This window comes from Psychrobacter sp. Ps6, from assembly GCF_022129235.1.
Lineage (GTDB): Bacteria > Pseudomonadota > Gammaproteobacteria > Pseudomonadales > Moraxellaceae > Psychrobacter.
On record NZ_JADQAI010000139.1, the window covers coordinates 1 to 1,329 of the forward strand.

Below are 1,329 nucleotides of genomic sequence, written 5' to 3' on the forward strand. Positions count from 1 at the left end.
TGTATTTACCTCTTCAATTGCAGTGGCAAAAAGGGATGACAGCATCGGAAAGTGGCCTATTTATGATGGTCTTTATGTTCAGCATTACAACAGGAGCATTTATTGGCGGTAAGCTGATTGCTCGCTGGGGAAATTATAAGATCTTTGTTGTACTTGGTTTCTTGATGGCTTCGCTAGCGTTATGGCAATTACACTTTGGGTTATGGCTCCGTGTTGCATTAGCTTTTGCTGGTCTTGGCCTAGGATTTACTCTGCCAGCTCTTAGCGTAGTAGTACAAAATGTATTGCCGCCAAAGGATCGTGGTATCGGTATGTCTTTGTTTAACTTTGGTCGAGAGTTAGGTGGGGCTATCGGTGTTGCAGTGTGTTCAGCTGTATTTCATTTCCAGCTACCAAAAGATATTGTAATTAATAAAGCTGATGGACTAGCAAGCCTTGAACCTCAGTTACTCGCACAAAGTTTTAATGCGACTTATGTTGTGATGGGGATTTTTGCTTTAGGGGCTTTCTTGTCTGCAATTATATTGTTGAAGTCTCAGTCCTTAGCGATAGATGTTGAGAAACAATAATTTTCAATGCCTTAATGGTATGTTTTATATTGAGTTAAATTTATAAAATAATGTTTGATTTTACGTAATTTCGAGAATTAATGTTTACTATCAGGAGATAATTCCAATAAAGTCAAAAAAATGACATTATCCATACATGCTTATTAGATATATATTGACCCTGTTTTATTGTGTGATAAATTCTCCATGCATATAAAAGGGGTCTGTATGAATATAATTGATTTAAGAGATGATTTAGTAGTCGAATCTGTACAAGGTTCTGTATATACAATTGATAATAAAGGAAACTTAGTTCAATTATATGCAGGTAGTCACCTTAATAAGGGCGATAAAGTTATTTTACAAAATGATGCTTCTTTTGACGCTCTTGTTCATAATCAAACTGTAACATTTGATAATAGTGCAGATAACATGACTGTTGAGGATTTGAAAAATTTACTCAATCAACAGTATACTGCAACAGTACATCAAAATTATATCAATCAATCTCAACCAGATGATGATTTAGCTTCTTCTCTGTTAGTGAAGCAATCTCATAGTGTTGATCATCAAATTTCAAATAACGTAACCTTAGATACTATCCATAGAATGATTGAGGATGGTCAGGATCCAACGTTAGCACAACCTAAGCCTGCTGCTGGTAATGAGCTGAGCAGTTCGGCTCCTGGTTCTGTATATATCGATTATGACAACGATCAAATGTTGGCAGAGGCTGGGCATGATACTGCTTATAAGCCAACTGATAATCAAGAAAGAAAAG

Annotated in this window: 2 protein-coding genes; both read left to right on the top strand. The window is 36.0% G+C overall.

Features of this window, described 5'->3' with window-relative positions; all coding sequences use genetic code 11:
- On the top strand, window positions 1–569 hold a 569-nt coding region (locus I3255_RS14390; RefSeq protein WP_238039434.1), incomplete at its 5' end, for an MFS transporter.
- A gap of 207 nt (window positions 570–776) precedes the next feature.
- Window positions 777–1,329 (top strand): retention module-containing protein (locus I3255_RS14395; protein ID WP_238039435.1); only part of this gene is annotated, 553 nt, incomplete at its 3' end.